This is a genomic window from Pseudoalteromonas rubra (assembly GCF_005887095.1).
Taxonomy (GTDB): Bacteria; Pseudomonadota; Gammaproteobacteria; order Enterobacterales; family Alteromonadaceae; genus Pseudoalteromonas; species Pseudoalteromonas rubra_E.
Window position 1 is genome coordinate 1 of sequence record NZ_PNCI01000210.1, and the last position, 245, is coordinate 245.

General features: G+C 46.1%; 1 pseudogene. It reads right to left on the minus strand.

What is annotated here, in order from left to right:
- A pseudogene (gene ligA / locus CWB99_RS23895) lies at positions 1 to 245 on the minus strand (NAD-dependent DNA ligase LigA); the annotation flags it as partial.

Consider the following 245-nt stretch of genomic DNA (forward strand, 5'->3'; position numbering starts at 1 on the left):
GGGTTATTTCTTCTTGCGCAGGAAACTTATAAGCAATTGCCCAGCGCGGTGCACGTGCAACAAACCCTAAACGCTCTTGTAAGGCTTTTTGGTTTATTTTAATTACCACACCATCAATTTCATATTTAAGCTCACCTCGGCGCGTTAAAATGTCTTGATAGTAAGCAATCGCTTGCTCTGTGCCGTTGACAAGCTTGGTCTCCGGGCACAGCGGCAATCCCCAGTCTTTTAATTGGTGCAGCTGC